This is a genomic window from Pantoea sp. RCC30.1 (genome assembly GCF_058148845.1).
In genome coordinates, this window is the sequence record NZ_JBXUHX010000002.1 from 312,432 (window position 1) to 319,816 (window position 7,385).

Annotated in this window: 5 protein-coding genes and 1 pseudogene; 3 read left to right on the top strand and 3 right to left on the bottom strand. The window is 38.9% G+C overall.

Going from position 1 to position 7,385, the window contains the following annotated elements; all coding sequences use genetic code 11:
* Positions 1-2: 2 nt before the first annotated feature.
* Positions 3-314, bottom strand: a complete 312-nt coding sequence (locus AC2LB6_RS04075; RefSeq protein WP_090960475.1) for a DUF1496 domain-containing protein — start codon at positions 312-314, stop codon at positions 3-5.
* Positions 311-1,915 (bottom strand): annotated as a pseudogene (locus AC2LB6_RS04080) (DNA topoisomerase III); the annotation flags it as partial. The gene AC2LB6_RS04075 and the pseudogene AC2LB6_RS04080, both read right to left, overlap by 4 nt.
* Before the next feature lie 469 nt (positions 1,916-2,384).
* Here AC2LB6_RS04080 and AC2LB6_RS04085 point away from each other — a divergent pair.
* Genes AC2LB6_RS04085 through AC2LB6_RS04095 form a run of 3 tightly spaced genes read left to right on the top strand, consistent with a single transcriptional unit; the run spans position 2,385 to position 6,889 of the window.
* Positions 2,385-3,815 carry an ABC-three component system protein gene (locus tag AC2LB6_RS04085; RefSeq protein WP_490092552.1) on the top strand — a complete coding sequence of 477 codons (1,431 nt, stop codon included), beginning with the start codon at positions 2,385-2,387 and terminating at the stop codon, positions 3,813-3,815.
* Positions 3,812-4,522: an ABC-three component system middle component 1 gene (locus tag AC2LB6_RS04090; RefSeq protein ID WP_490092553.1), complete on the top strand. Its 711-nt coding sequence runs from the start codon at positions 3,812-3,814 to the stop codon at positions 4,520-4,522. Before AC2LB6_RS04085 ends, AC2LB6_RS04090 begins: the two co-directional genes overlap by 4 nt.
* Complete coding sequence (locus AC2LB6_RS04095; protein WP_490092554.1) at positions 4,523-6,889, top strand: AAA family ATPase; 2,367 nt, start codon at positions 4,523-4,525, stop codon at positions 6,887-6,889.
* Between the two features lie 260 nt (positions 6,890-7,149).
* On the opposite strand, the gene AC2LB6_RS04100 is transcribed toward AC2LB6_RS04095, so the two are convergent.
* Positions 7,150-7,385, bottom strand: a 236-nt coding sequence (locus tag AC2LB6_RS04100; RefSeq protein WP_490092555.1) for a hypothetical protein, incomplete at its 5' end; no start/stop codon positions are given.

Sequence of the window (7,385 nt, forward strand, 5' to 3'; positions counted from 1 at the left end):
GGCTATTTCACTATCTTCCAGATCAGGTTGTTAGTGCCAATGGAGTGTTCATCACGGGTGCATTGCAGCAACACGCCCTCTGATTTTACCACCGCGCCTTCCGTGTAGTTACGGTTCTCGAAGATACAGCAGCGGAGACAGTCAGGCTGACGTCTCTCTGCCTGCGACCAGGCTTCTGGTGGAATATCCACCACCACATCGGTATTCCCACCGCTGTTACCCTGCTGTGGCATCGACTGATAACGACTGTTCGCCTGTGCCGCGCTGGTCGCCAGCGTCAGGGCTACGACCAGTAATACTGAATAACGCCTCATTCCGTCTCCTTCACTTTACGCCTGGTTTTGCGCACCGGACGTTTCTGTCCGGTGGACGGTAATCCCCGAAATGCATGCGCCGCAGGCTGCTGTCGCGCCTGCTGGATAATTCCGGTTAAGGTCTGCACCAGCGGCTCCATAAACTCATCATAGCGGCAGGCCTTTTCGCTGATACGCGTCAGTGTCGATTCCCACTGCGCGGTCATATCCGGGCGGGCTGCCAGATCGGGTAAAGAGTGAATCAGAGCACGTCCGGCATCCGTCGAATTGATGTAACGGCCCTTCTTCACCAGGAAGCCACGACGAAACAGTAATTCGATAATGCCGGCGCGTGTGGCTTCCGTTCCTAAACCATCGGTCGCACGCAGCACTTTCTTTAATTCTTTATCCTGAACGAAACGGGCAATGCCGGTCATCGCCGAGAGAATGGTGGCGTCAGTAAACGGGCGTGGTGGCTGGGTCTGCTTCGCCAGCACTTCGCCCCGCTCGCACAGCAGCTCATCCCCTTTCGCCACCACCGGCAGCGGCATGCCGTCGTTCTCTTCATCCCGCTCTTTGCTACCCAGCAGCGCGCGCCAGCCCGCCTCTGCGAGGAAGCGCGCTTTGGCCACGAATTTGCCGCCCGCAATATCAAGGTCGATGACACATTTGCGGAATACCGAATCCGGGCAGAATTGCATCAGATACTGGCGCGCCACCAGTTCGTAGATATTCTGTTCGTTTTCACTGAGCTTTACCGCGCTGGCACGGGCCGTGGGAATGATGGCGTGGTGGGCATCGACTTTTTTATCATCCCAGCAGCGGTTTCTGCGATCGACATTGAAATCGGCCGGTGGAGTCAGCTGTGACTGATGCGCCTGTATCGCCTTTAACACCGCATGACGACCGGCAAAATGCTCTTCAGGCAGATAGCGACTGTCCGAACGGGGATAGGTAATCAGTTTGTGGGTTTCATACAGCCGCTGACAGGTATCCAGCACCGTCTGCGCACTCAGTCCATAGCATTTAGCTGCCTCAATCTGCAGGCTGGACAGCGAGAACGGCAGCGGTGCTACTTCATTTTCGCGCTTATCGCTATAGGCGCTGACGATCGCGGGCTGGCCGGTAATGCGCGCCACCACATGATCGGCCAGCGCGCGTTTGAGCAGCCGGCCCTCTTCATCCTGCCAGGGCTCACAGGCTTCGCTGGGGATCCAGCTGGCGATAAACTGAGTGCCGTCAGGCGTTATAATATGCGCCTTCACCTCGAAGTAATCTTTCGGCACGAAGTTTTCGATCTCTTCATCGCGCCGGACCACCAGCCCCAGCACCGGCGTCTGCACCCGACCAACCGACAGCACACCGTCGTAGCCCGCATTGCGGCCCAGCAGCGTCCAGGCACGGGTCATGTTGATGCCATAGAGCCAGTCTGCACGGGCGCGGGCCAGCGCAGAGACACACAGTGGGATAAACTCGCGATTCTCACGCAACCGGTTTATAGCCCTATCCACCGCCTGAGGGTTGAGATCGTTGATCAGACAGCGCTGCACTTTTTTGCGTTTCTTAGCGGACAGGTTCAGATAATCGAGCACCTCATCCACCAGCAACTGCCCTTCGCGATTACTGTTACAAGTGTTTTTTATGAAAACATTTAATTAACTGATTCAAATAAAATAAATGAAAGTTCATACTTTTCTGTTTTTCATAAAAGTGATAGCATTCCTAATGCTTTATCAAGTATAGAGCGCTTTTGCTTAAACCATTTAGTATCTATTAGCAATTATCATATTTTTCACTAAAGTACACATGTTTATTTATTGATTCATAGCAAAATTTGATAAAAACATCCATCTTCATGGGGAGAACACCCTAGGGCGGTAGCGTTACGGGATTCATCATATTTTCTGAATGTGAACCATTCACTTAAAAGATCAACGTTTTTATAACGGATTAATCATCTCATTTCTGAAGTCTAATTCAAAATGCAAAATGACAATTTAATAAAACCCTTAATTATTTTATAAAAATAAGATGATAGTTCATTAACGAAGCTGTCAGGAATTTTTCAATTGATATTCTTAGGAGTTAATTATGGCTTTCGATGCATCCCCATCATGGAGTGGGTTTAACTATCAAGGAAAGGTTTCGCTATACCATGCCATAAAAATAATCAATATGAAACCAGCAGGGTATGACCTTTCCAATTTGAGTCTAATGCTTGAAAATACCGAAGACTTCGAAATCATTGAAGATAGAAATGCAAAAACATTTCATCAGGTCAAGGCATATAATTCCGCCAGCTATTCTAAATATGCTGATGCGCTCCTTGAACTAACATTAGAGCTCTACAAAAATAAAAATGTGAAAGGATACATACATACATGGAAAAAAATAGCATTTAAAAGAGGCTCTGAAGATCTAATAAGCTCAATCAAAAAAGATATTAATACACTGCTTGTAGAATATAATTCTGCACCAAAGACAGGAGGTTCGATAATTGAAAAAGCCGCTTCTGATAAAGATAATCTTCCTAAAGATGCTAAGATTTTACGTTTAGCACTTCCTGAAAAGACACCTGATGAAATCAGAGACATCCTTAACTCGATACACGATGAGACTAATAATGCTCTCGTAAGATTACAAGTATACACATACGATGACGGAAATTCATTTTGCGATCTGGATGAAATAAATAACAAATTAAAGAAAGAAATAGAAACCTTTTTAACTAAACATGGAATTGAAGTTACAGAATATCAAACCAATAGAACCTTCCATTTTCTATTAGGCATGATTGATGATCACATAATAAGCAGACATAAGCAAAAGCAAGAGGATGAAAAAATAATAATACCTTTCAATAAGATACATGAATTTTTGATTGAAGATAAAGAAAAAATCAGCAAGAACCATCTTGCTTTTAGCTTTAAAGAGAAATTTTCGAGGAAAATTGATGAATATATGTCTGATGAAGATGTGTACGAGCTCCCGATAGAAGGTACCATCTGTAATTTAAGCATTGTAAGAGACTTTATTTTATCGCTTAGCCCACTTGATTTATGGTCTTATTATCGAAACTTCTCACCCGACACATATTTAGAGCATGCATCTAATTTAGATAATGCCTTTGGCGTGGATGAAAAGGGTATACGCTATGTTTTAATTAAAATATTTCACTCAATAAATCATGCAAAATCATCTATTGATCATAAAAATTATAAATTCACCTATAGATTTTCTGCTTTACCTGAGGATAACTACTTACCCTCGGTTATATCGAGTCACACACCACCTGAACAAATCGCAAAAGAAATAATTAAGAATCGTGGAGTTAACGAGTTGCACTATGAAATAGGAAATATAATCTATCAGGGCTCTTCAGTTTATGAATTCACAACCTTAAATACCACTAGAAATGATGTGCCAAGAGAGGATGGCACAGAATCTAGAACAAAGAGGGCTGATCCCCTAAAGATGGTCAGACTAATTCCAATAACGGATGCTAAGGAAATACTTTCATGATAATTAACATTCTGGAAAAAATCTTTGAAAGTAATTGCTATGAAAAGGTAAATTTTGATTTTTCTCTCATTGGTGCCAAGTATTCCATCTACACTCCAGTAGCTAAAGAAAATAAGGAAGAATACTTCGTAATACTCGAACTATCTAATCAATCAAATGAAAATTTAAAAATTACTCTTGAAGAAATCTCTGAGTATCTTTTTGAAACTATTATTAAATATGGGAATGTTGAACGTTATTTTGCTAAAAATAGCACACTAATAATTTGCCATAAAGACAATAAAATAGAGCGTATGACAACCTTAAGTCTCGAAGAAGACCTTTATAACTTTAAAAAGAACGTTATAGCCTATACTGAGAAAGAGTTACATGGATTAATTAATTATATCAATGAAAAAAACATTGATAAATTAACGAATGAGACGTTAAAAAATATCATCAATGAAAACAACGGAAGCCAATTTGTTAAATTCAAGGTGAATAAAGAAGATAACAATGATTATTATTCCGTGTTAATGAAAATCTTTCTAAAATTACCGTTTTTAACTTACGAAACTCAAGAAAAAGGCCTGAGCAAAATCAATGAAGATATAGATAAGGAATTGTCAGTTACACAACGAAAAATCAGGGATGACATCCTCAATATAAAAGATGAATGGACTAATGAAAAAATCCTTTCTTTTGCATCCAATAACTGGGGTAAATAGATGATAACACTTTCAAAGTTAACTCTCAAAAACTTCAAGATTTTCGATGGCAACGATTACTCAGTTGATTTTAAGAACAACAACCTTATATTGTTGGATGGCCCGAACGGGTACGGTAAAACATCTATATTTGATGCTATAGAGTTAGGACTTACTGGAAATATATCAAGATTAATTGCTCTCGAAAGCAGACAGAATCCAGCAGATGTTGTTGTAGCACACAATGGAGCATTAGATGTTGAAATTAGACTTGAGTTTGTTAGTAATGAAGGCATTAGATGCTTTCAAAGAAAGCTAAAAAGCAAAATACCTAATAGTCATAAGAAAATATCAAAATTCCCTGAGCTTTGGGAGTTAAATGAAATTATTGATGAAAAACCCGTATCTATTAGCGAAAGTACTCTCAATGCATTTTTTAATTGCACTGATTTATCTCGTGACTATCTTTTATATCATTATGTTCAACAGGAAGAGACCTCCCGATTCCTAAAAAATAACAATGAAGTACAACGAGCAGAGGAATTAGCCAAGCTATTTGGAGATACAAGAGATTCTCAAAACAAGCTTCAAAAGTTAATTGATGTACAGAGGAAATTTTCAGGATTATTAAAAGACACTTCAACGAAGGCATCCAAATTAAAGGAGCTGTATGGTATAAATGATAAAACTAGTGTTACGATTGGTAATGCAGAACCACATTCTTTTGTTTTCCCATGGCTTGCCTCTAATAGTAACACTCCCTTCTGGGATGCGGAATCCATACCAGAACTGAATCATGATAAATTAAATAGTATTTTGCAAGAACTTAATAGCATAAAGAAATTAATTTCGTTCAAAGATTATTTTATTCGTAATAGGATTAATGAAAGTGCGGCTCGCCAAACAGAAACAATTACATTATACCTAGCGTACTATAATGCAATAAAAAACTATGATAAAATAATTGATAATCAGAGAAAATACAACATAACATATAGCTCACTAGAAACTTTGAAAACTTTAGACTATGTAAAAATAAAACAAACAATAGATATAAAAGTTTTGTTCGAGATATTAAGTCTAAGTAATCATGAATTATTCAAAACAGAAATTACAAATTTAAATAAAGAGCAGTGGAATTTTAAAGGTTTTAACTCAGTTTTTTCAGAGCTGTTCAAACATCATGAACTTATGCATAAAGATACACTTTCTCTGGATAATAATAGCATTTGTCAGCTTTGTGGTCACGACCATGAATCTCATAAAGATCTCATGGAAGCCATCGTTGAGCATGGTACTGAAATTAAGAAAAAACTTGGCGAAGAAGAAAAAAGGTTAGCTGAACTACGAAACTCATTTAATAAAGATCATTTGCAACCTTTGATCCTCAGTTGTAATAATTATTTAAAGGATCTTATACCTTTTAGTTCTGAAGATCTTGTCAACCTGAATAAATCTGCATCATGGAAAGAGCGCTTTGAAAAGCTGCGCAATTGGCTTGTATCCCAAAACATTGCGCACGATGAATTGCTTGTAACTTCATATCCTATTTTAGGCGGACTTAACTCAATCAACTCTAACGTAGATGCGTTATGTAGAGCAATTATGTCTAATATTTCTTCAGCACCACAGGATTACCATGAGGAAAATGGTAATAATGTTTTTTCTCGTTTATATAGGGAGTATTTTAATAATAGCAGTGAGCTTCTACATCAGATTAAAGTCAATGATATTGAAAAGAAAGAAAACTACATTAGAAGTTTTTACTTTGAATCTATTCGAAGAGTGATTAGGGAGCTTAATGACCACACAAATAAGATTGGTAACTTAGAGAAAGGTATAAGTGAACTGGGGGGTATTATCGAAGTAATCAAAAAACAGATAAGGCAATACCAAAAAAAATTAATTACCGATATCGAAATACCCTTCTATATCTACTCAGGTAAAATACTACAAACTCATCAAGCTGGCTTGGGAAATGGTATTTTCATAAAAGATCCTACTGGTGATGATGAGCTTAAAAATGTAAGGTTTGTTTCTAACTGGGAAAGTGATCATGATGTATTGAATACTATGAGTTCTGGTCAGATTTCGGCCGTAGTGATCTCACTCCTGCTCGCTCTAAACAAGGTCTATTGCAAAAAATTCTCAAGCATCTTCATAGATGATCCTGTTCAAACGATGGATGATATCAATATGTCATCACTGATTGAATTATTAAGGAATGATTTTAGAGATAAACAATTAATCATGTCTACTCATGAGGAAAAAGTATCAAGATACTTTACTTACAAATATCTTAAACATGGTTCAAACGTTAAGATAGTAAATCTTATGGAAAGAAAAGAATATATACCAAGCAACAAATATGTTTACAGCACATCCTAGGTATTAATAGATAATGTGATTACTTTAAGACCTACCTTCATTATTTTGAAATGGTCTTACCAGATAAGTAGGTTGTAATTTAATTCACAACCTACTTTCAGGTTACTCACGATAATATTGATGCCGACGCCGGGAGTTATGCTTCCAACTCTTAGCAACCTTCATTGTAAACGCGGGTAAATCATCCTAAGGATCAGGTAAACACGAACCTCGTGCTGACCTCAATTTCAATGGATAATTTCTGACCTGCTCCCTCATTATTATTTTGAAATTAAGGCTTGAATCTGCTGGCGAATATCGCGGCCTTGCCCGTCTTGTTCAACGACCATAATGAACAGACATTTCCCATTGCTTAGTTCTGCCCATTTATCACCGATAGCACGTTTTTCAGCTGAGTCGTCATTAGTTACATAAGCTTCGCCTTTGTACTCGACAACTAGCATTCGACCATCGTTAAGCTCACATATAAAGTCTGGGTAAAACTTGTTATGAGCCA

Coding starts and splice junctions, on each gene's coding strand:
- AC2LB6_RS04095 (WP_490092554.1), top strand. CDS start 4,523: ATGATAACACTTTCAAAGTTAACTCTCAAAAACTTCAAGATTTTCGAT.
- AC2LB6_RS04085 (WP_490092552.1), top strand. CDS start 2,385: ATGGCTTTCGATGCATCCCCATCATGGAGTGGGTTTAACTATCAAGGA.
- AC2LB6_RS04090 (WP_490092553.1), top strand. CDS start 3,812: ATGATAATTAACATTCTGGAAAAAATCTTTGAAAGTAATTGCTATGAA.
- AC2LB6_RS04075 (WP_090960475.1), bottom strand. CDS start 314: ATGAGGCGTTATTCAGTATTACTGGTCGTAGCCCTGACGCTGGCGACC.